This window comes from Paenibacillus sp. S25 (assembly GCF_019454085.1).
In the GTDB taxonomy this organism is placed as follows: domain Bacteria; phylum Bacillota; class Bacilli; order Paenibacillales; family Paenibacillaceae; genus Paenibacillus; species Paenibacillus polymyxa_B.
Genome location: NZ_CP073683.1, coordinates 5,331,427 through 5,355,383, shown reverse-complemented (window position 1 = coordinate 5,355,383; position 23,957 = coordinate 5,331,427). Strand labels below are relative to the sequence as shown.

The 23,957-nt window shown below is 46.2% G+C and carries 11 protein-coding genes and 1 pseudogene; 10 read left to right on the top strand and 2 right to left on the bottom strand.

Translation table 11 applies throughout. From position 1 onward, the window contains the following. Positions 1 to 22 precede the first annotated feature (22 nt). From KAI37_RS23445 to KAI37_RS26595, 3 genes and pseudogenes are all read left to right on the top strand, one after another. The gene (locus tag KAI37_RS23445; protein WP_104497793.1) at positions 23 to 1,165 is read left to right on the top strand and encodes a GNAT family N-acetyltransferase; all 1,143 of its coding nucleotides are present in this window, start codon (positions 23 to 25) and stop codon (positions 1,163 to 1,165) included. 2 nt (positions 1,166 to 1,167) lie between these two features. Continuing rightward, the gene (locus tag KAI37_RS23440) at positions 1,168 to 2,067 is read left to right on the top strand and encodes a polysaccharide deacetylase family protein (RefSeq protein WP_104497794.1); all 900 of its coding nucleotides are present in this window, start codon (positions 1,168 to 1,170) and stop codon (positions 2,065 to 2,067) included. Between the two features lie 673 nt (positions 2,068 to 2,740). After that, positions 2,741 to 3,105: pseudogene (locus tag KAI37_RS26595) on the top strand (aminotransferase class I/II-fold pyridoxal phosphate-dependent enzyme). 124 nt (positions 3,106 to 3,229) lie between these two features. Here KAI37_RS26595 and KAI37_RS23430 read toward each other — a convergent pair. After that, on the bottom strand, positions 3,230 to 4,093 hold the full coding sequence (locus KAI37_RS23430) for a hypothetical protein (protein ID WP_220030311.1): 864 nt from the start codon (positions 4,091 to 4,093) through the stop codon (positions 3,230 to 3,232). A 257-nt stretch (positions 4,094 to 4,350) separates the two neighbouring features. Here KAI37_RS23430 and KAI37_RS23425 point away from each other — a divergent pair, with 257 nt between their 5' ends. From KAI37_RS23425 to KAI37_RS23415, 3 genes are all read left to right on the top strand, one after another. Next, the gene (locus KAI37_RS23425) at positions 4,351 to 4,506 is read left to right on the top strand and encodes a hypothetical protein (RefSeq protein WP_181127318.1); all 156 of its coding nucleotides are present in this window, start codon (positions 4,351 to 4,353) and stop codon (positions 4,504 to 4,506) included. 474 nt (positions 4,507 to 4,980) lie between these two features. Beyond that, positions 4,981 to 5,754: a hypothetical protein gene (locus KAI37_RS23420; protein ID WP_258383014.1), complete on the top strand. Its 774-nt coding sequence runs from the start codon at positions 4,981 to 4,983 to the stop codon at positions 5,752 to 5,754. 260 nt (positions 5,755 to 6,014) lie between these two features. Continuing rightward, positions 6,015 to 6,212 (top strand): cold shock domain-containing protein, encoded by a 198-nt coding sequence (locus KAI37_RS23415; protein ID WP_013312263.1) that lies wholly within the window; start codon positions 6,015 to 6,017, stop codon positions 6,210 to 6,212. A 159-nt stretch (positions 6,213 to 6,371) separates the two neighbouring features. Here the strand turns inward: KAI37_RS23415 and KAI37_RS23410 are convergent, their stop codons facing one another. Next, a complete protein-coding gene (locus tag KAI37_RS23410) occupies positions 6,372 to 17,447 on the bottom strand; it encodes a DUF7507 domain-containing protein (RefSeq protein WP_220030310.1) in 11,076 nt (3,691 codons plus the stop codon). A gap of 432 nt (positions 17,448 to 17,879) precedes the next feature. On the opposite strand from KAI37_RS23410, the gene hpf reads away from it, so the two are divergent. The 4 genes from hpf to KAI37_RS23390 all read left to right on the top strand — a co-directional run bounded on the left by hpf (position 17,880) and on the right by KAI37_RS23390 (position 23,924). Beyond that, positions 17,880 to 18,440 carry a ribosome hibernation-promoting factor, HPF/YfiA family gene (gene hpf / locus KAI37_RS23405; protein WP_023990642.1) on the top strand — a complete coding sequence of 187 codons (561 nt, stop codon included), beginning with the start codon at positions 17,880 to 17,882 and terminating at the stop codon, positions 18,438 to 18,440. Between the two features lie 412 nt (positions 18,441 to 18,852). Beyond that, positions 18,853 to 21,303: a preprotein translocase subunit SecA gene (secA, locus tag KAI37_RS23400; RefSeq protein ID WP_071643279.1), complete on the top strand. Its 2,451-nt coding sequence runs from the start codon at positions 18,853 to 18,855 to the stop codon at positions 21,301 to 21,303. Positions 21,304 to 21,815: 512 nt separating this feature from the next. Continuing rightward, positions 21,816 to 22,929 (top strand): peptide chain release factor 2 gene (gene prfB, locus KAI37_RS23395; protein WP_103744773.1). Its coding sequence is split into 2 segments (ribosomal slippage): positions 21,816 to 21,887 and positions 21,889 to 22,929, totalling 1,113 coding nucleotides; the frame shifts between segments, so codons are not numbered across the junction. Between the two features lie 95 nt (positions 22,930 to 23,024). Further along, a complete protein-coding gene (locus KAI37_RS23390) occupies positions 23,025 to 23,924 on the top strand; it encodes a YitT family protein (protein WP_076294061.1) in 900 nt (299 codons plus the stop codon). Positions 23,925 to 23,957: the final 33 nt, after the last annotated feature.

The following is a 23,957-nucleotide window of genomic DNA, read 5'->3' as shown; positions in this document are numbered from 1 at the left end:
GCGTGAAAAGGAGGGAAAGCTATTGGAAATTGTAAAATATAAAGATTCTGATTATGAGTCGCTGGTTGCGTTTATGAGAATTAATTGGTCTCCAGAGCATGCTATCTATAATAAAGAATTATTTGATTGGCAGTATCGGATTGATGAGAATGGTTTATCGGAAAGTTTACTGCTGATCGACAATGGCTGTATTGAGGGATTCCTTGGGGTCATTCCTGGGGAGTATAGTTCTAACGGAGAACAATATAAAGGTATCAGTTTCGCCATGTGGATTGTATCAGAGAAGTACAGAAACAGTGGCTTGGGCATTATGCTTATGAAAGAAGCTGAAAAGTACAATTCGGTGTGCTTGACCTTAGGTTGTAATCTTCAAGTGGTACCTATGTATGAACGTATGCGGTATTCTTACTCAGATCATTTGAACCGTTACATCATTCCGCTTGACGCCAATGGTTATGTTAACCTACTAAATGATCCATTTGATCATTCGGATATTGGACAATGGATGTCAGGTGTTGAGGAAAGATTGATACATTCATACAGCCCAATACTCAATATTACGGGTGATGAGTTAGAGCAATTATACATTAAAAGTATTCAACATCGGTTCTCACTTTCACAATACCGTAGCGCCTCTTTTTGGGAATGGAGATATATAAATAGTGCGGGCTATAAGTATTTATTTTTCGGTGATTCCACTGCTGAAGGGATTGTAGTTGCACGTCTAGATCGAGTATATGCTCCAGAAGAGAGTATCCACGGCACAAAAGTGTTAAGGATTATAGAAATCATCCCAGCTAATGCGGATGTTTGGGAAGGAATAGCAGATCATCGCTTGATTGAGATGGTATCTGGGGTTTTGTCATGGGCTCGAGACCAAGGGTGTGTTGCGGCGGATTTTCAGTTAAGTTCAAATCGTTTAGAGCATGTTCTGGAATCCATCGGTTTTAAAAAACAAAATATAGACTACACGCCAAAGGAATGTGGATTGGCAGGCCTGTTCCAGCCTTTTCGTTATCGTGTTAATCCCATTAATTTTGTATGGAAAATTAAAAAAAATGAAGGTTACTTTCAAAATACGGAAGTGAATGACATATATCTTGTTAAAACTGACGGAGATATGGATCGTCCCAACATTTGGCCACTTCCTAAAGGGTGGAATTGATAATGGGTAATATTGCTGCGATGTACCACTATGTACGTGAGAAGAAGGGATGGGGTGGGATTGTTCCCATGCATCCCCATGACTTTGAAGAACAGCTAGATTTAATTAGCAAGACACATCGAATTATCTCGTTAGACGAGATTGATAAGTCCAACTCGGAACCATGGTGTGTACTAACGTTTGATGATGGTACAAAAGACCAATATACGTTTGCTTTTGACATCTTAAAAAGAAAAGGAATTCCTGCATATTTTACAATCATGTCTGGTCCACACCTCACAGGTAACGTTCCATTAGTTCATTTGGTACACACGGTGCTCTCCTTCAAATCCGATGAAGAGTTATGGGAATTATTGAGTGGGACATATGATACGAGCGGTGTGGAAGAGGAGAGCCAAATCTATAAGTATGAACAGAAAAAGCTCCGCAGATACAATAAATTTATGCTTAATTTTAAATTATCTGTTACGGAAGCAACTATCTTTCTCGAGTCTATTTTTCAGTCCTTGTTTCCCGATAAGCAAAAATTTATAAATGATTTTTATATAAGTACAGAAGAAATAGTTGAAATGAGCCAGGCAGGAATGACTATAGGTGTGCATGCTCATAATCATATTCCTTACAATGGCGATCCACAGGAATTTTATGATATTGAAATCGGCCCTTGTAAAGATTGGATGAAGAGTGTTTTAGGTATAAACCCGATCTGGTATACGCCTGCTTTTGGTGGTGGAGTTAACCAAAAGTTAATGTTGGACAAACTAACTCCTGTTCTAGTACAGAATGGATTTGTTGGTGCTTTCAGTACAAGAGAAGGGGGGATTTCTGACAACAGAGAGTTTTGGATGGATAGAATAGACTGTATACGTCTACCTCCTCTAGGGACATCATCGTATTTGTGAGTGATGTGAATAGGAACGAACTACTGTGTTTGTCCCTTGTTTTTTTATATCCTAATAAGAGTTGATATTGCATTTAAGCCGCTCTTTGTTTTGTCCATCTAAGGCTCAAATCTAAGCTCCGACCTAATTCTTTTTTAACAGAACTAGACGATCTATTGAAATGTAATGACCATACCCCGTGTGACGCTTATTTAAACACAGTTCGATCTGGAGGCGGTACTTCTGCTGCCATTGCTTTACGGCAAGCTCTACCCGTTTTTACATATGCTTTCGGAGATGTTGCTCACACGGCAGGAGAGTACTATCATATTAACAGTTTTGAATGTAAAGACATTTATAAAAAAATGGGGAAATCCTGTATTTAGGGGACGCGGAAAGATCTTTAGCAATAAACAGGACGGATGAAATTTTTTACAGAAAGTTATGAGACAGATTATAGAGACTGTGACTAAATCACCACACTTTTATTAAGCTACATAGGCATAGATTTTACCATATAATTTGCTGAAATGAGAGATGATAATGATAAATTTCAATGTACCGGCAATCGTAGGTAAAGAAGGAGAGTATGTTGAAAAGTCATTTTCTAGTGGACATCTTTCGGGAGATGGAGAATTTACGAGTTTATGTGCAAACTAGTTTGAAAGAACTTTTGATGTAAAAAACGTTAATAATGAATTCTTGCACACATGCTCTGGAGATGGCTGCTATTCTCTCGGATATCCAACAAGGTGATGAAGTTATCATGCCTTCTTATACATTCGTATCTACTGCCAATGCCTTTGTTTTAAGAGGAGCTAAGATTGTATCGTGGATATTCGACCTGATACCATGAATATTAATGAAGATCTTATAGAAAATGCGATCACAGATAAAACAAAAGCAATTGTCCCGGTGCATTATGCTGGACTAGCTTGTGACATGGATAAAATTTTAGATTTGGCGAATAGATACAATTTGGCAGTCGTAGAGGATGCAGCACAAGAAATTCTTAGGGATACAAAGGAAGGGGATTGTAGACTGCGGAGGAGTAGTTGAGAAAATAACGCCGGAATCTATTAGATTAATGGATCTTATTCTTCCGTAAGCAGTTTGAATTTAGAGTAGATGTGAAAAAGGACTCCGCTGGTATGTAACCCAGTACGGAGTCCTTTGTTGTTTATTATTTAGTTGAATACTCACTTACTTCAAACGTAAGGATTTTGTTGAAGATTACGTAGTCTTTACGGTTGCTGAATGGACCTTTGTTGTTATTGTGCTTATCAATGGCAAAGAATGAAGCACCTCTACCAGCATCTTTAGCGTCATACCAAGCGATGAAGGCATTCAATTCTTTTTTACTAAGATCGAATTCTTTATCAAATCCATTGTCCATGGTTACAGTCAGAATAGCTCGGTCGCCAGTTGGTTGTGCTGGTTCGGTTGGTTCAGTAGGTTCAGTAGGTTCAGACGGATCAGGATTAGGACTTGGTGTTGGTGTTGGATCAGGATTAGGCGTTGGATCTACAGGCACGGGGTCCACAGGAGTCGGGTTTATTAGATTGAATGGTTTTAAAGTTCCTTCAATGTCCACACCATAGAAGAAAATATAGTTGGTACCATTATTTTTCAATTCGAATGAGTGTTCACCTGGACTTAAATCCGTTTTTTCAAACATCATTTTCTTCTGATACACTTCAGGACCAGCAAAGTTAATTTTACCAACAACTTGACCGTCGATTATAACATCATTACTAGATGATCCAGATGACCATGTAGTGGATATATATCGAATTTTAGAACCAGTAAAATTAAATTTAATGCCTGTATCCTTATTGCCAATTGTAGAATTATAAGATTTTGAATATGAATCCAGCGTCCATTTTCCACCTAAATAGGTTATCTCACTTGAGTCGTGATTATATCTTGTCCAACCTTGTTCGGGTTGCTCTAATACTGACCCAATACTTGTAGCAGCAAAAGTGGGTGAAACGATAAATAATGCAAAAAACATGGAAAGTAAGAGTGGGATAAAAATCTTTTTCATTTATATTCTCCTTTGAGTTAATTTACTTACCAAGAATACAAAAGAACAAAAGGGATGTCTAAACATTAATGTCTATATATTCAAAATAAAGTTTAATAGTGGATTTAATTTTAGGACGTAATAAGGTCTGTCTTTGAATAACTGGCAGTTATTTATTATGTTGCGACAACATACGAAATACTTCGACATTTCTATCAATATAGTATAAAAGAGCTTAACTACTAATGGAGGTGTCGTATGGTAAGAGGATTTGTATAGTGGATACTAAAGTAACATTTGAGACTAGAATAGAAACTAATGCACAAAATAAAAGTTCTCTTGTATTAGCGACGGAACATGACTTTCCTGTTATACAAAATATGATGACTGGATTATTTGAAAATAGTAGATATTCTTGTTATCCACATATTTGATATAGAAAAAGTGGATGAGTTATATAAACTAAAGTAGGCCGATTGAACAACTAGTAGTTTCAACACAAGGTCGAAATTACGATGCATTGAATTTATATATAAAGTGCAGTTATAGAATTCAAAAAATGGAAAGTTGGTATTATTGGACGGGGAGAGAAGAGATGCAAGTGAAACTTCCTAGCTCCCCCAGATGACAGTGCTCTCTTTATATGATAAGAGTGCTGATCAATGCTCGTTCATAGATTCAACGTAAGATCGTCTAAGACGAAATCTTAGAATAAAGAATAATTAAGTATGTTATAGAATTAGCACATCATCCATAGGAATTATTTTCAATCTATGAATAATTTTAAATATTCTGAGAAGGGATGATGTTTATGAAGTGGGGGAAATATGTTTCTGGAATTTTATTAGCCATTTTAGTTTTAAGCAGTATGTCAATAGCTCCAGCCTCAGTTGAGGCCAGCTCATCAAGTGCAACGGCGCATTCTGGCTCAGATCAAATCCAGTAATCCCAATTATAGATTTGACTTGTACTCGGTTGATTGGAGCACGGGAACAGCAAGTTTGACTGGTTTTGGAGGCAAGGCCTCTGAAGTGAAGTTTGCTACAGACTTAAAAGCAGGGGACTGGGGACTTCGTGTTACCTCCACAGGAACGGTAGGTGAAAGCTATAGTATCCACATGAATGCGGCCTCGCCAGCGGATACACCGATTAATGGTAAGGCGGCCAAGCTAACATCCTACTCCAACAATTTGTTATATACGGTCATTGAGTATCCAAATGGAGATATTAAGGTGAATGGGACCCCAATTGCCAATACAACGGTGGCGAACCCGAATTTGGAATGGTCAAGAGAATTCAACTTCTCTAGTGGTGGCAGTTATTCTTCAAGGAGCCATGATGTATCAGATGTTCGGGTTAAAAGCATCACTACGCCTGTGAAGTATACCTCAAATTATGCAAGCTCGGATAATGCTGTTCTGATTGTTCTAAATGCAGATACGCTTTTTACCTATTTTGAATCTGCATATAGTTCTGGCAATCCACCGTATCACAGTTCCTCTTTTGTTGACACCAGTGGCAGAACTACGCCGAGACGCCTGGATTTTATTGATATGGCTGGAGATCCAGACATTCTTGTGTATGATCTCGATACAAAGAAAGTAATTGATTTTGTAAGTAACTTGAATTACTACTATGCAAAAGGAATTGAGCCCCAGCCAACGGTAGTTTACTATAATTAAGTAAAAAAGAAATAACAAAAATTTTCAAAGTTTTTTCCCTAGGAGTTTCAAACATTCACAAAGAGTTTACTATACTTGTATAGTAAACTCTTTGCTTAATATACCATTTCAATCTATAGAAATAGATTACTTTGTAAAATTGGAATAACTATGAATGAAAACATTATCAATTCCAATTGACAATGGATAACTTTGGGTGGTATAGTCGGAAATGTGGGCGAGAGCTTCACTTCATTTGATGACGAAGGGAATGTTAGTGCATGCAAGGTAAAGTAAAATGGTTTAACGCAGAAAAAGGTTATGGTTTCATTGAAACGTCTGACGGCGGCGACGTATTTGTACATTTTTCCGCAATTCAAACAGAAGGCTTCAAAACACTTGAAGAAGGACAAGACGTGGAGTTCGACATTGTCGAAGGCGCACGTGGACCACAAGCCGCTAACGTAACCAAATTATAATCATCCCCGGCATAGCCGACCTACATAATTGGTAAGATGGTTAGCAATGGATAACGCGCTAGCAACTGCCCTGGAAAATATTCCAGGGCTTTTTTATGTTTTCTAATTACATAAAAAAGCCCCTTACCCGATGGTAAGGAGCTCGACACAATAGAACTTTTACTCTAGAGAACCATCAAAGTCAGCCATCTCCACAAAAATGGTATTGGAGGAGGCAGATTGTTTCTCTACGTTTCCGTCTGGATAGCGGAATTGATAGCGCAGGATGACCTGTGCGATCAGATACGCGCGCAGCGCAGATTCGATGTCGAAAGAAAAGACGATGACGGCTTTGTGGTCTGGGTCAAGCCGACCTAACGGAATACCTTGGAGCAGGTTAGGATGCGGAAGCGGCACAGAATTCACGGTGACGGTTCTCAGTACAAGGAAATCTTCGGCTGAGAATGGTGCTGTGAGCAATAGTTCCTCCAGGGGAGTATTGCCGATGTTTTCCACATGGACGGTGAAGGACAGGGTATCTTCTTGGCCGACACGCAAAGCGCTGGAGCTAAGCGTAAGTTTAGGGATGGCGGCAATAACGGTCACGCCGACGGTGTTGGTTTGGGTTGTTTCCTGGATGGTCTCTCCTCCACTACGACGTGAGGTATATTCGATGGTAGCTTGGTTGCAGAATGTTCCCTCTGCTGGTGCTTCACGGATTTGTGCCTGGAGCGTAAGGGTGAGCGTCTCCCCTGGTGCAATATCCGGGAGCGTGATACCTGCGGCGGGATTAGCCCCTGGCTGTGCTTTTTCTTGGATAGTTAGGCTGTTGGGTACATAAATGAGTCCATGCGGCAACGGGTCTGTGAACAGCGGATACTGTGCTGGGATTCCTCCTTTGTTTGTAATCTGAATGGTGAAGGTGAGTATGTCTCCTACAGAGGCATCCGTGGTATTCACCTTTTTAACTAATTCGAGCAGTGGGAATACAACTGGGATGGTAACGGTATTCGTAGTCAATGTCCCTGATACGACTCTTCCTCCAGGTAACGTAAACGAGTAGGTAAAGGCAGCTTGATTTACGATGTAGCCAGATGGAGGCGTCTCCGATACGGTCACTTGATAAGTCAATGTCAATGACTGTCCAGGTTCCACAGACCCCAGGCTAACACCGACAGCAGGTTCGGCTCCCGACAGTGATTGACCGTTCAACTGTATGCTGTCAGGAATCAATAGAGTTCCAGCAGGAATGAAATTTTGCAGTGTAACTTCGGATGTTACGTTGCCAAAGTTGTTGAGGAGTACCGTATAAGTAAGGCTTTCTCCTGCGATGGCCTCCGTATTTTCCGTAGAGATACTTGCGGCAAGCTGTGGATCAAAAACAGTTATAGTTACGGTGTTGCTGGTAACCTCGCTCGCACCGTCACTGCCAGCATATTGAAGCCGTACGCTATTGTTTAGACGTCCTCCGAGGGGCAGAGACTGAACGTTCACGCTGTAGGATACATCAATTGTCTGTCCCGCCTGTAAGCTGCCGATAAATAATGGTTCACCTGGCTTGCTAGAAGTAGGTGGAGATCCGTTAATTCTCAAGCTGTCTGGGTTTATGATGGTTCCATTCGGTACGTAATCGGCTAATACTACATCGGTAATAACCGAGCCTCCATCGTTAACAAGAGTCAGCTGATAAGGCACAGCATCACCTAATACGACAGTAGACACTGTTGTGCGTAGCACCGCTGACAAGGCCCCTTTAGCAGTAGGGGCTACTTTAACCGAGACAGAAGGTGAAGCAGTTACCAGATTCGTGCTTCGTCCGTCCGGCAGCTGGTAGGAGTAAGCCAGCGCAGCTTGATTCACCAGTGTGCCAGACTCGGAGGCACGAACGACAAGCGCGGAGAAGACGGTATTCATTTTTTTTCCTGGTGCGATGGTACCTAGGGCAATACCTTGCCCTGGACTGACCCCATATTGAGGGATTCCATTAACCGAAACAGAGCCGGGAACAAAAGAAAGCTCCGATGGCAATGAGTCCGTTAACAAGCCAAACGCACCGATATTTCCCGTATTTTCTGCGACGATGGAATAGGTGATGCTTTGGCCTGGCTGTACGCTCTCCGTGCTGGCTATTTTCGTCAGTTTCACCACAGGCTGAAGTAAGGCAATGGTGACAGCATTGGACAAAACGGCACTCGCTTCTTCACCATTTGAGAGTAACAAGCGCGCCTGATTCGTACGTGGTCCTGGCTGTTCTGTCGCTGTGATACGGACATCAAAGGATATGACAGTCTTGGTATTCGCTTTTAACGGTGGCAAAGATATGCCAGTGCCGGGATCGCTTTCTGCCACCGTAGATCCATTAATCTGAACTGAGCCTGTAATAAACTCGATGTCCTCTGGCAGAGTATCCAGCAAACGGACATCTTGCACGGTATTCGCATTCTCATTGAGGATCACGAGTTCATACGTCAAGGTATCACCAGTAGTGGCGAAAGGTGAGCTTACGCTTTTACTTAATGTGATGTCTAGCGGTGACACGGCAACCTCAACAATGTTGGATAAATGGAAACCGCCTGCCTCTCGTCCATCTGGTGCATTAAAGCGATAGTCTACCTCAGCCTGATCGACCAGTAATACGGTTGCAGGGATGGAAGATACCAGCACTTGGAAAGTGACGGTTGCCGATTGTCCTGGTGGTATGGCTGGAGTCGGGATGCCGGAAACCGGGCTTGCGCCGGGAGCTGCAATGCCGTTAATTGAGACTGTGTTCGGAAGGAATACAGAGCCGTCTGGAATATTGTCACTTACAGTAGTTGAGGCTGCAATGTTACCTGTGTTGGATACGACAATCGTGTAAGTGATGATGTCTCCGACTGTGGCATTATTGGTATTGCTTGTTTTGACTGCTGTCAGGATCGGCTGGAAGACCGGAATGGTTATTACATTAGATGTTGAGCTACCAGTAAATGCCCCGCTGGTAAAGCTAACGGATGCCTGATTGTTTAATTGTGCCGGTGTGGGCAAGAAATCGACTCGAACCTGGAACGTAACGGTAGTAACAGCTCCTGGAGCGAGTGTACCAATGGCAATACCAAATCCAGGGTTTCCATCAGGGAAGGAAGTGCTGTTTATGGTAACACTGCCATTTACAAAGGAGCTTCCCGCCGCAATCATATCTGAAACCACTATATTACTGGCTGTACTGATCCCATTGTTGGAGACAGCCAGTGTGTAGGTGATGATATCGCCAATAATGGCGTCGGTAGCCGCCGTTCCTTTGACGATGCTAACGTCTGGTGAGGATACAGAGATACTCACTGAATTGGATACCGCAGATCCGGATACAGTCCTGCCATCTGGAGGTTGGAAAGTGAATGAGCCAGATGCCTGATCGACCAACACCTGTGGATTAGGCAGAGTATTAATAACGGTTTGGAACGTTACGGATACCGTTCCGCCTGGTAACACGGACCCAACTGGAACGCCGGTTTCGATGGACAACCCAGGTTGCGGACTGCCAGCAATGCTGACACTGTTGGCAAGGAAAGTCGATCCGGCTGGGATATTATCGCTGATGGTAAGCGCTGCTGTAATATTGCCGCTATTCACGGCCGTAATCGTGTAGGTCAGTGTATCGCCGACGGAGGCGTTAAGAGTGCTGGATGCTTTAGTAATTGCAATTAACGGTTGGAACACAGGCACGATGAGTGGATCGGAAAAGGCAGTGCCAGTGAATGTTCCGCTAGTAAACGTAACGGCTGCAATATCTGTGAGCAGTGGTGGCTGCGGCAAAGACTGGACGGTCGTCTGGAAACTGACGACGAATGTATTTCCAGGTGCGACGTTTCCAATGGCAATTCCAGCAACCGGAGAGGCATTAGGGAAGGCTACTCCGTCGATTAGGACACTGCCCGGAACGAAGGAGGTACCTGCAGGAATTGTATCGGTTACAACAGTATCTGTGACTGAATCCACACCGCTATTCGTGATGCTCAGTGTATATCTGATCGTATCTCCGACTACAGCGGCTGCCAGACTGGATGTTTTCGTCACCTGAATATTAGGTGCAGACACAGCAACATTGACTGTATTGGATGTGACGGAACCACTCAGCACCCTACCATCTGGTGGTGAGTACGTAAAGTTCGCTTGCCCTTGGTCGGTCAATATAGGCGGAGCTGGCAGAGACGAGACGATGGTTTGGAAGCTCACTGTAATACTGCCTGAAGGGGCCAGTGATCCGAGCGTTATGCCTGTAACTGGCGAAGCTCCTGGTACAAGGATGCCGTTAACGACTACGCTGTTAGGCAGCAGTTCAGAGCCAGCAGGAATGTTATCCGACAGCACAGGTATAACAGAAATATTTCCGGTATTGGTGAGCGTCAGGGTGTAGACCAATGTTGATCCAATCTGTGTGTTGACGGTATTGACGGTTTTGGTCAGGCCGATGATCGGCTGATAAACGGGCAAGGTGACCGGATCGGATTGCGAAGACGTGGTCAACGCGCCTGAAGTAAAGCTGACGGTCGCTTGATTGGTTATTTGCGGCGGCTGAGGCAGACTAACGACGGAGACCTGGAATGTAACTGCTGCCGAACCACCTACTGCAATGGTGCCTACAGGGATACCGGAGCTTGGTGACGCAGCAGGTACAGAAGCTCCATTTACGGTTACGCTACCCGGGACAAAGCTGGTGCCGGGCGGTAGTTGATCAGATACAACGGCATTGACGACTTGACTGATTCCGTTATTCGTAGCAATCACAGTATACGTAATGGTATCTCCGACTACGGCATCTGTAGCGGAAGCTGTTTTGATAACGTCCACATCTGGCGAAGAGACCGAGACGGTCACGGACGGAGATACTGCACTTCCAGTCAGGACACGACCATCTGGAGGTTGATAGCTGTAAGCTGCGGTTGCCTGATTGACCAATGTACCTGATGCGGGCAGTGAGGTAATGACTGCCTGAAAGGTCAGAGTCACGGTCGTAGCTGCACCTATGATACCTAATGGAATCCCAACACTTGGATCTGAACCGGGTGCGGCGGTGCCATTGATCACTACACTATTAGGTATAAAAGCAGCCCCTGCCGGAATGGGATCACTAAGTACGGTATCTGCACCGATGTTTCCAGAGTTTGTAACGGAGAATGTATAGGTTACCGTATCTCCAACCGTAGCTCTTCCCGTTCCCGCGCTTTTAGTTACAGTGACGATCGGTTGATACACAGGGATGGTAACGGGATTGGATACCGAAAATCCATTAAATGCACCTGAAGTAAAGCTGACGGTCGCTTCATTGGTAATGGACGCTGGTGACGGCAGCGATTGTACGTTAAGCAAAAAGCGAATGGTAGCCCCGCCACCTGCTCCAAGCGTTCCGACAGGAATGCCGTTTTGTGGGTTGGCTGTAACAACAGGAGTACCATTAATTGTAACGCTGCCCGGGACAAAGGCGGTTCCAAAAGGAATGGTATCCGTGACGATTACGCTAGTAACAGGATCGAGTCCGTTATTGAACGCAGTTATGACATAGGGGACAGAATCACCCACGACAGCGACAGCCACATCAGCTGCCTTCGTGACTGTTACATTCGGTGACGAGATCGGAATGGATACAGGCAGGGCCGCTCCGCTTCCGCTCAGCGTTCGTCCATCGGGCAATTGGAACGTGTAGATCACAGTTGCCTGGTTGGTCAGTATGGAGCCAGGTGGTACCGATATGACCACGGCGCTAAACGACACGGTTACCGTCGCACCTGGGGCAACCGAACCAATATTGATCCCTGTAATAGGGTCTGCTCCGGGAATGGGCGCACCATTGACCAGTACGCTATTCTGATTCAGGCTAAGCGAGCTGGACAACAGATCAAGCACGACCGTTTCAGCAGGCGCGTTGCCAGTATTGGTTACAGTGATGACAAAGCCGAGTGTATTCCCTACGGTCGCACGATCTGCACTGAGGGTATTGGTCACATTCAAGATCGGCTGTAGTACAGGTAGGCTGACTTGATTCGAGACGGATTGACCTGCGAAAGCCCCTGAATTAAAGGAGACCGTAGCCTGATCCGTTGACAAACCTGATGCTGGCAAGGATGTTACCGTAGCCTGGAAGGTGACTGTTGCTGAGCTAGAAGCAGGGACAGTGCCTACGGACACACCTGTAGCGATGTTGGCTCCCGGTATAGTGACACCATTGACTTGTACGGAGTTAGGTATAAAAGTAGTGCCATCAGCAATCGGGTCGATAAAGACCGTCCCTGTTACGGGTGTAATGCCGCTATTTGCTGCGTTAATGGTATACGTAATGGTATCGCCGAAGGCTACAGAGGTCTGATTGACCGTTTTGGTCACGGTGACATTCGGATTGGATACGGGAATGAACACCGGATTCGATTGTGCGCTTCCATTTAATGTGCGGCCGTCAGGTGGCTGGAAGGTGAATGTGGCCGAACCTTGATTTAATAGACCCAGGCCAGTAGGGACAGCGTTAATGACCACTTGAAAGGTAAGAGCGACAGAAGCCCCCGCTGCAATGTTTCCGACCAATACTCCTGATTGGGGATTGGCTCCAGCCACAGGCAGACCGTTCACGGTGACACTATTCGGTATAAAGGAGGAACCAGATGGAATGGCATCGGTGAAGGTGGCGGTCGCTGCTAGGTTACCTGTATTTTGAGCAGTGAGTGTATAGACTACGGTGTCGCCTACCGTTGCTTGACCCGTATTTGCGGTTTTAACAAGACTGATAATAGGCTGGTAAACAGGGATGACAACTGTGTTGGAGAGCGATGTGAAATTCAGTGTACCGCTGGTAAAAGAAACTGTAGCCTGATCACTCAGCTGAGGTGGGTCAGGCAGGCTGTTGACAGACACGGAAAAGGTGACGGTTGTTGACGCTCCAGCAGCGATGGAACCGATTGGGATCCCTGTTAAGGGGCTGGCTGACGGCAATGTCGTTCCATTTACAATAACCGAGCCAGGAACAAAAGTGGAGCCCGACGGGATCGTATCGTTTACCCGAACATCCGTCACGGTTTGGACTCCGCTATTGGTAGCTGTAATGGTATAGGTTATCGAATCCCCAGGAACGGCGTCAGCTACCGAGGCGCTTTTGCTTACCTGTACATTGGGTGACGATACAGGAATTGTAACAATATTGGACGAAACATTGCCGTTAACAATCCGGCCATCCGGCGGTTGAAAGGAAAAGCTGATATTCGCCTGGTCGGTGAGTTGGGGAGGTAAAGGCACGGAAGTAATCACCACCTGAAAAGTTGTTTGAGTCACGGCTCCAGGTGCAATGGAGCCAATAGACAGACCTGCTTCGGGACTGGCACCGGGAACAGGAACACCGTTGACGACCACACTGTTCGGTACCAGTGCTGAGCCTGCGGGGATATTGTCTGTCAATGTGGCAGCAGCTGCAATATTACCGCTGTTGGTTACTGCCACAGAGTACGTTACGATGTTCCCGACTGTGGCTGATATAGGTTCTGCGGTTTTGCTTACGCTTAATACCGGAGCGTTCAAAGCTACTGTCACCGGGTTAGATACTGATACGCCTGAAAAAGCACCGCTGGTGTAGCTGGCACGCGATTGATTGGTGAGCTGCGGCGGACTTGGTAATGGAGAGGATACTGTTACCCTGAAAGTGATTGTAGCTCCCCCTCCAGCGGCAATGCTCCCAATTACGATACCTAAAGAAGGATCTCCACTGGCTATTGTGGAGCCATTCAGCGTTACGCTACCGGCAGTGAATTGAGAGCCAGCCGGGATAGGATCGGAAACGACCACATTGCTCACGGTCTGAATTCCGTTGTTGAGTACGGTCAGGGTGTATAACACCGAATCACCCGGAATGGCGGTGGAACGGTCTGCAGTCTTCGAAATGGACACATTCGGCGCTGACACAGGAATGGATAACACGTTGGACGATGTGCTATCTGTTCGCACTCGCCCATCGGGCAACGTAAAGGAAATGGCGGCGGTGGCCTGGTCTGTCAGTTGGGATGGTGTTGGAAGAGAAGCCACTACAGTTTGGAATGTCAGTGTGATAGGGCTTTGCGGCGACACGGTTCCGATGAAAATACCTGCTGCTGGACTGGCTCCGGGCTGACTAACGCCATTGATTACCACGCTGTTCTCCATAAACGTGGACCCGGCAGGAATAGCATCTGTCAGCGTTACAGAAGCATTATAGTTGCCGCTGTTCGTGACCAGCAAAGTGTACAGAATCGTGTCGCCTATCGTAGCTGCTGTTGTATTTGCAGATTTGGTCACACTGATGCGAGGCTGATAAACCGGCACAGAGACGGTATTTGTCTGGGATGTTCCGGTAAAAGCACCGCTGGTGAAGCTGACACTGGCTGTGTTTTGCAGCGGCTGCACGGATGGAACGGCATTGACCAGCACAGCATAGGACACCTGCACGGATGCGCCTGCGCCAATGGTGCCGACTGGAATGCCACTTCTCGGGTCGGCTGTGCTCACAGGTGAACCACCGACGGTTACGCTTCCGGGTACAAATGACACGCTGCCGGGGAGTGGATCGGTAATCACGGTGTTTGTGATGGGGTCAATTCCGTTATTAACGGCGTTCACACTGTAGGTTAGCGTTTCGCCAACACTAACGGATGTGAACCCCGCAGACTTGGTTACTGCTACGTTGGGAAGCGAAATCGATACGGAAACAATATTGGAGAGAAGCGAGCCCGACAGGGTTCTTCCGTCTTGCAACTGATATGAATATTGGAGTAGGCCCTGATCGTTTAATCCACCCCCAGGTGGTAGCGAATCCACTGTCGTCCGGAACGAGACTGTAATTTGTGCACCAGGGTTGACGGTGCCTACTGAAATTCCCGTATTAGGATTGGCACCTGGCACTGAGGACCCGCCGACAATGACGCTTCCGGGAATAAAGGTGGAGCCTGTCGGTACAGTTTCCGTCAAGGTCGTGTTTAATACGGCAGTTCCGGTATTAGCGATGAGAAATGAATAAGTAATCGTCCCGCCAACGCTGGCACGGTTGGAGCTGGCGCTTTTGGTAATCGTCGGCGCTGCAATAACGACAGGTATGGTTACAAGATTGGACAAAGATGATCCGGTAAAGGCTCCGGAAGTGAAGCTGACAGTTGCACGATTGTTGATCTGTGCAGGAGAAGGCAGAGAATTAATGGCTACCCGAAATACAACCGTAACCGATGCGCCTGGAGCTAAAATGCCGATCGGAATACCGTTCACAGGTGTAGCAGTCGCAGAAGCAGTTCCGTTCACGGTGACGCTGCCAGGTACAAAGGCAACTCCGCTTGGCAGCGGATCGGTAATGATTACATTGGTCACATTGGCGATTCCGTTGTTTGTGGCGGTTATGGTAAATTGAACAGTCTCTCCGACCGCGGCTGCCGCCAGGGAAGAGGCTTTTGTCACGGTCACATTTGGTGAGGATACGGGAATGGTGAGCGTGTTGGACGTCCCGCTTCCGTTCAATACACGTCCGTCAGGCGGTGTGAAGGTATACGTGTAAGCCGCCTGATCGGTCAAATTACCAGAGGCGGGAACCGCGTTGACGAGGGTCTGGAAGGTCACAGGTATAGTAGCACCTGTATTAATCGTTCCTACTGAAAAACCAGTAGCGGGATTGGCAGCAGGCACGGAAGAACCACCAATGGTCACACTGCCCGGTATAAAGGATGATCCGGCGGGAATGCTCTCCGAAAAGCTGAGATTTGCAGCAATGCTGCCCGTGTTGGATATCTGAAACGTGTACGTAATCGTATCTCCAACTGTAGCAGCCGTTGTATTGGCACTTTTAACAATCCCAATAACAGGTTGGTAGATCGGTGTACTGGCAGTGTTGGACGGAACGTTGCCAGAAATGACAGGTCCTCCCGGTACGGTTTGGAAGGAAAAGGATGCCGATGCTTGGTTGCCTAGCTGGGTGTTTGCTGGCAATGAAGTGACGGTTGCACGGAATGTAATGGTCACCGTGGAAGCAGGAGCAACACTACCCACTGTGATACCTGTAGCGGGATTGGCTGTTGGCTGGGCTGTGCCCGCGACAACAACACTGCCGGGTACGAAGGTAGCCCCGGCTGGTATGGTATCGGTAAGTACTGTGTTGGAAGCACTGACGAGCCCCGTATTCGAAATGTTAACCGTATAGGTCACTGTATCGCCAATAACCAAGCCTGTAGAGCTGGCAGTTTTGGTCAGGGTCACCAGCGGAGCATTGATATCAATTTGAATGGCATTGGCATTTACAGTGTAAATGTCGCCATTTGTTGTCAGCTGGAGGACACCTGTGGTTTGGCTGTTGAGCAGCGTGGAGGAAATATCGACATTGGTAATGTCCCAACCTTGCCGTCCGCCCGTCACCTGTGTGCCAGGTGCCCCATTCACGGCATTAGTTGTACCGAAGGTCCCGGTCGTGACCAATGTACCGTCGTCTCCGTTTATTTGGGAAGCGAAAAAATTAGTCGAAAAATTATTAGGCCCAGACAGCGCAGTCAAACTGGATGTGGTAGGTCCAAACAACGCACGGTCACCCGTAATGTCAACATCACCCTCTTGCGCGCTAATCAGCGCCCTACCGCGCAAAGTCCCCTGTACGGGCGTGGCAAAGCCGCTCACCACCACATTGACCGAGCCTGTAGCGGTACTGACCCCTTCACCACCAACACGTAGCGACAGGTTGCGGAAGGGCAGAGACGGGTTATTGTACACCACAGCCAGCGTCCATCCGGCATGGTTGGTGTTGGTGGAATCGGGAACCGTGATGGTGCCCGTCACATTTCCGACCGTGTATGCCCCTGCACCGCCTTGAATGACCAGATTTGTGACATTCGCTGTTCTCACATAGGTACTGAGACTGGTGACGTTGACTGATGTTGCCGATTCAGGGCTGACTGTAGTAGATAAAGCAGGTGTCTGAAATGTGACCGGGTTGCTGGCGCTGGACAATACATTGGTACTGCCGTTGGCATAACTTCCTCCCCAAATAAGCTCAGCATACAGCACCGTACTGCCCGCAGGGAGCACAAGGAATGCTGTCGATGAGTTACTGGTAAAGGTAGAAGTCGTGCCAAATGGATACGTACCGAAGCGAGAGGCTGTATTAGTTGTGATGAACGCGCCAATGCTGGTCGCTGTTCCCGGCACTCCTACCGAATTAGAGCGTGCCAGCCCAAGTGTATTCCCTATAAAGGTGACAGCCCCCGTCTGGTTCGTTACGTAACGCTGAATAAAAGCCATGGATTAGCTTCCTACTTTCCATCTCTTCCAAATCCGTTATCTTAGGATCTCCGTATAGGAAGAGCCAGCTAGGCTGGGTGTAATAATCCTTTCGTATAAATTGCCTGCGTTATAACCAGGCCTTGCATACCGCACAAGCCCATGTACCTAATCCAGCGGGAAAAGGTCACCCCCTTTTCCGATAAAATCGCTTAGCATGAAGCCCAAAATAGTTGTTTGGCATGACTTCAGCGGGGCAATATCTATATGCAGTCATTATTCACATATGTATGCAAGTCAATTTTAAACATACCTGTTTTCAAAGAATGACGTTATAGGAAGCGTTTTAGCGAAAAAAGAAGAAATTTGTAAAATAGCTTCGAAATGTTGGTCTCTTTTTTTACTTGGCGTTAACATATGTGCTATACTGAAGGAGCAAAGGAGGCGTGCCCTATGAACTTAACAGTACGAGGTCAACAGATCGAGGTTACCGACGCTTTGAAGGACTACGTTGATAAGAAATTCAGCAGACTTGAAAAGTATTTCGATGCACCCCCGACGTCTGATGGAAGTGTAACGTTAAGCACAACCAGAGATTTGCACACTGTAGAAGTAACCATTCCTTTGCCGGGGCTTGTACTCCGTGCCGAAGACGAGAGCGATGACATGTATTCATCCATTGATGCCGTGGTAGACAAGCTTGAACGGCAAATTCGCAAGCACAAAACCAAGCTAAACCGAAAATTCCGTCAGGAAGGCAGCTTGAAAACCCTTTTTGTGGAAGATCCAGCAGGTGGCGTGGCTGTTGCTGAAGATGAGGATGTAGAACTGGATGAGCTGGAAGTTGTCCGCACCAAGCGTTTCTTATTGAAACCTATGGATGTGGAAGAAGCTATTCTTCAAATGAACATGGTTGGACATAATTTCTTTGTGTTTTCCAATATTGACAACGAAGAAGTTAACGTAGTTTACAAGCGCAATGATGGTAAATACGGTCTGATCGAACGGGAATAGCCTGTGAAGTAGGAACTTTTCACATTTTAAAATGAATAGAACGATTTTGATTGAAGCATGCTTCATGGATATTAGGAAAATGAAAACAACACGAGCCTTATCCTTGCGAACCTGGCGGGATAGGGCTCTTTTATATGTTTTTTTGTAAATGTAAGGAAATTTAAACTTGGATAAGTATAACCAAGTTGTGTATTTCGTGCGTCAATTGTTTTGGTATCTTTAACCGGATGCAAATCTGGAGGCTGCTTGTGTTGCGGCATGTCCTACAAACTGTTACAATTTATGCAAAGAACATCGCACGATGGGCTGGTACAGCCGGGCCTGTCAAACATATCGGGAATCAATTTCATCATGGACCCTTTCTTATTGTGAAATTGATTCTATTAATTGTTTTGCGCGAAAGGGGTAAACCATGCTAGGAATTGTTAAGAAAATCTTCGGAGATACCAATGAACGTGACGTCAAGCGTTTAATGAAGACGGTTGAACTGATCAATAAGATAGAGCCGGATTTCGAAAAGCTCTCGGATGAGGAGTTGCAAGCGAAGACGGCAGAATTTAAAGCTCGGGTCGAACAAGGGACTACGGCTGAAGAAATTTTGCCGGAAGCTTTTGCAACGGTTCGCGAAGCGTCCAAGCGGGTGCTGGGTAAACGTCATTATGACGTACAGATGCTCGGCGGTATTGCGCTGCATGAAGGTAAAATTGCCGAGATGAAAACCGGTGAAGGTAAAACACTGGTAGGAACACTGCCGGTTTATTTGAATGCTCTGTTGGGCAAAGGCGTGCACGTGGTTACGGTCAATGACTATTTGGCGCAACGTGACAGCGGAGAAATGGGACAGATTTATAACTTCCTGGGGATGTCCGTAGGGCTGAATTTGGCTAATATGGATCATGGCGCCAAGCAGGCAGCCTATGCTTGTGACATCACGTACGGTACAAACAACGAGTTCGGGTTCGATTATTTGCGCGATAATATGGTGCTTTACAAAGAGCAGATGGTACAACGTCCGTTGTACTTCTGTATCATTGATGAAGTGGATTCCATTCTCGTCGATGAAGCTCGTACACCATTGATTATTTCAGGACAAGCTCAGAAATCGACAGAGCTGTATTTTGCGGCTGATCGTTTTGTGAAGAGCCTGAGTGTTGAAGAAGATTACACTCTGGATATTAAGGTGAAGTCGGTTGCTTTGACCGAAAACGGCGTATCCAAAGCTGAAAATTTCTTTGGTCTCGAAAACTTGTACGATCAGGAAAGTGTTACAATCAATCACCACATTGTACAGGCATTGAAGGCTAACGCTATTATGCGTTTGGATGTGGACTATGTCGTAGCTGACGGTGAAGTTCTGATTGTCGATGAGTTTACAGGTCGTCTGATGGCTGGACGTCGTTATAGTGATGGTCTGCATCAAGCCATTGAAGCGAAGGAAAACATCATTGTACAAAATGAAAGCATGACGCTGGCGACGATTACATTCCAAAACTATTTCCGTATGTACCGCAAATTGGCGGGTATGACGGGTACGGCTAAAACAGAAGAAGAAGAATTCAAGAAAATATATGGTCTGGAAGTACTTCAAATTCCAACGAATCGGCCTAACCAGCGTGTAGATATGCCTGACGTAGTGTACAAGAGCGTGAAAGGAAAATTCCATGCAGTGGTGGATGAAATCCTGGAGCGCAACAAAAAGAACCAGCCGATATTAGTAGGTACGGTTTCTATTGAAAACTCGGAGCTTCTTTCTGAAATGTTGAAACGCAAAGGCGTTCGTCACAAAGTGCTTAACGCTAAGTATCATGCTGAGGAAGCTGAGATTATTTCCCGTGCAGGTGAGGCTGGCGCAGTAACCATCGCTACCAACATGGCTGGACGTGGTACTGACATCGTACTGGGCGAAGGCGTATCAGAACTCGGTGGTTTGCATATCATCGGTACAGAACGTCATGAATCCCGTCGTATTGATAATCAGCTTCGCGGACGTGCAGGACGTCAGGGTGATCCGGGCTCCACACAGTTTTACTTATCGTTGGGCGATGAGTTAATGAAGCGTTTTGGTGCGGACAACGTACTGAATATGATGGAGCGTTTGGGCTTCGAGGAAGACCAACCTATCGAGAGCCGTATGATTACACGTGCTATCGAATCAGCTCAAAAACGCGTCGAAGGCAACAACTTTGATCAGCGTAAAGTCGTTCTCCAGTATGATGATGTAATGAACCAGCAGCGTGCTATTATTTACAAACAACGTCGTGAGGTTCTGGAATCAGAGAACATCAAGGAAATTGTGTTCGACATGATCAAGCCTGTCATTGAGCGCGTAGTGGAAGCTCATTGCGGCGATGACATTCCTGAAAACTGGGAGCTTGAAGAAGTAGCAGAGTATGTGAACAACAACCTGCTTGAGGAAAATGCACTTACGCGTGACGACCTGTGGGGCAAGGAAAAAGAGGAGATCGTGGATATGATCTTCGAAAAAGTTACCAACAGATACCACAGCCGTGAAGAAATGATTGGCGAAGATATGGTACGCGAGTTCGAGAAGGTTATCGTACTGCGTGCAGTCGATAGCAAATGGATGGACCATATTGATGCTATGGATCAATTGCGTCAAGGTATTCACTTGCGTGCTTACGGCGGTACCGATCCGTTGCGCGAATATCAATTTGAAGGCTTCGAAATGTTCCATGCTATGATTGCTAGCATCCAAGAGGAAGTAGCGACATACATCATGAAAGCACAAATTGAATCCAATCAAGAGCGTCAGGCTGTCATCGACGAAGACAAAATCTCGACGAGTGGTGAACCTGCGGCTCCTAAAAAGAAATCCGCTCCTTCGCGTCCGCGTAGAAAATAACGGATTGAAATTAAGGGAGAGATCTTGAGATACACTATTCCCTGCAGTGCATATAATGGCAGGCGGCAGTTCACCACTGACCGTCGGCCATTTTGTGCCATACAGGGGTGAGACTGATGTTTTCAACTTATAGGTCTCTGTTGGAGGATCGGTTTGAATATTTTTTTCTTGAGAAGATTGTCCCTATTTCTATAATTATGACAAGCAAGCAGGTATCTGCTTGTTTGTCAGTTAATTCAGCAGTTAATCTGACTCACATAACCAGAGCCAGTTATTTAAAAGCAGTTTAACTTTACGGCGGTCGGCAGCGAAGCGGAGGATTTGGATCTGGAGAAGCGTCAGCGTTCGCCTTTGCAGTGAGATGCCCACCTTTGAATGTGTTAATCCAATCAAGGGCATCTCGCTGCAACAGCGATCGTAAGATCGAATCATTCGCGCAGCGTCTCTTCACCAGCCCGTAACTCACAACGCTTTTACTCCCCCTAACCCTATATTAAAAGGAGAATGTCATCATGATAGATCCAAATGTAAAACATGATTTAAGAGAAATAGGCAAGAAACTAACAAACCTTAGGGGGTCTCTTTGACTTAGATCTCAAACAGGAAATGATCTCAAACTTTGAGGAAAAGATGGCTGCGCCTGATTTTTGGGATGATAACGATAAAGCTCAAGCCGTGATCGCGGAAATGAATGCGGTTAAGTCTTCTGTAGACAGCTATGAACAGCTCCGTCAGGAATATGAGGATGCGGGGATGATGGCTGAGCTAGCTGATGAGGAAGGCGACGAAACACTGGCTGGAGAAATTGAAAACAGTATCAGATCCTTGCTGAGCAAGCTTCAAGAGTTTGAACTCCAATTGCTTTTGAATCAGCCATATGACAAGCTTAATGCCATTTTGGAGCTGCATCCGGGGGCAGGTGGAACCGAGTCGCAGGACTGGGGTCAAATGCTGCTACGGATGTATACACGCTGGGCAGAAAAACGCGGTTTTAAGGTGGAAACGCTGGATTACCTTGCGGGTGATGAAGCAGGGATTAAGAGCGTAACCCTATTGATTAAAGGTTATAATGCCTACGGCTACCTGAAAGCGGAAAAAGGCGTACATCGGCTTGTTCGTATCTCACCATTTGATTCCTCCGGCCGTCGGCACACATCGTTCGTATCCTGTGATGTGGTGCCGGAAATTGCCGATGATGTGGACGTTGAGATCCGCACAGAGGATCTTAAAATTGATACGTACCGGGCCAGCGGTGCAGGTGGTCAGCATATTAATACGACTGACTCAGCCGTCCGAATTACGCATCTTCCTTCCGGCATTGTTGTAACTTGTCAAAATGAGCGCTCCCAGATCAAGAACCGTGAGCAGGCAATGACGATGCTCCGTTCCAAGCTCTACGAGCGTAAGATCGAAGAGCAGCGTCAGCAATTGGACGAAATCCGCGGAGAACAGTCCGATATTGCATGGGGCAGTCAAATTCGCTCCTACGTGTTCCATCCATACAGCATGGTTAAGGATCATCGTACTAGCGTGGAAACTGGCAACGTAGGAGCTGTCATGGATGGCGATCTCGATCCGTTCATCGACGGTTACCTGCGCAGCCAAATTAAGCTGGACGCAGAATAATAGCCTGTACGTTTTCCTACAGTCTGCAGACCATGTGCCTGCGGACTGTAGGAATTTTTGTGTAATGGTATTTTAACTAAAGGAGAACACGAATGATGTCTCAATTGAATCCCCCCGCTACCCGTCGAAGACGCCGCAAGCCTCTGATTGCCGCCAGCGGACCCGCACGCAACGTGACCGACATTTTGCTGATTATACTCGGCTCTTTCATTACAGCGCTGACCTTTAACATGTTCTTGCTTCCAAACCGGATTGCATCCGGGGGTGTATCGGGCTTGTCTATCTTGGGTGAGGACCTGTTTGGCCTGGAACCAGCCTATACGCAGTGGGGAATGAATATTCCGTTATTTATAGCAGGAGTACTGCTGTTAGGGAAAAAATACGGGTTGCGTTCCCTGCTGGGAAGTATTATGCTGCCGCTATTCGTTTATGTGACGAAGGACTGGGCAGTTCCGACAACAAATCCGTTGCTGGCTTCGCTATATGGTGGAATCGGAGTAGGGTTGGGTTTGGGCACCGTATTTCGGGGCAGGGGCTCGACGGGTGGACTGGCTATTTTGGCGCAGATTATTCAAAAGTATACGGGTTTTAGTCTTTCTCTCTGTGTCATGTTGATGGATGGAACGGTGATTACACTGGCTGGTTTTACCCTCTCGCCGGAACGTGCGCTGTATGCGTTGATTGGCTTGTTTGTAACTGGCAAAGTCATTGATGCTGTGGAAATGGGACTGAGTTACTCCAAAGTAGCTTACATCATATCCAATCAGAAAGAAACGATCACGCAGGCTATTTTGCAGGATTTGGACCGAGGATTGACAGAGCTGGCAGGACGGGGCGGTTACACGAACGAAGAACGTCCTGTACTTATGGTTGTAGTCGGACAAAACGAGGTAACTCGCCTCAAGACGCTCGTCCGCTTGGTAGACCCTGAAGCTTTTGTGATTATTAGTAATACTCGTGAGGTATTGGGTGAAGGGTTTAAGAAGGAAAGCTAAAACAAAGTGGCATGTCTGGAGACTTGCTCTTAA

What these genes read in the sequence shown, in the direction of transcription:
- KAI37_RS23440 (WP_104497794.1), top strand. Translation starts at nt 1,168, where the DNA reads ATGGGTAATATTGCTGCGATGTACCACTATGTACGTGAGAAGAAGGGA.
- KAI37_RS23430 (WP_220030311.1), bottom strand. Translation starts at nt 4,093, where the DNA reads ATGAAAAAGATTTTTATCCCACTCTTACTTTCCATGTTTTTTGCATTA.
- KAI37_RS23415 (WP_013312263.1), top strand. Translation starts at nt 6,015, where the DNA reads ATGCAAGGTAAAGTAAAATGGTTTAACGCAGAAAAAGGTTATGGTTTC.
- KAI37_RS23410 (WP_220030310.1), bottom strand. Translation starts at nt 17,447, where the DNA reads ATGGCTTTTATTCAGCGTTACGTAACGAACCAGACGGGGGCTGTCACC.
- hpf (WP_023990642.1), top strand. Translation starts at nt 17,880, where the DNA reads ATGAACTTAACAGTACGAGGTCAACAGATCGAGGTTACCGACGCTTTG.
- secA (WP_071643279.1), top strand. Translation starts at nt 18,853, where the DNA reads ATGCTAGGAATTGTTAAGAAAATCTTCGGAGATACCAATGAACGTGAC.
- KAI37_RS23390 (WP_076294061.1), top strand. Translation starts at nt 23,025, where the DNA reads ATGTCTCAATTGAATCCCCCCGCTACCCGTCGAAGACGCCGCAAGCCT.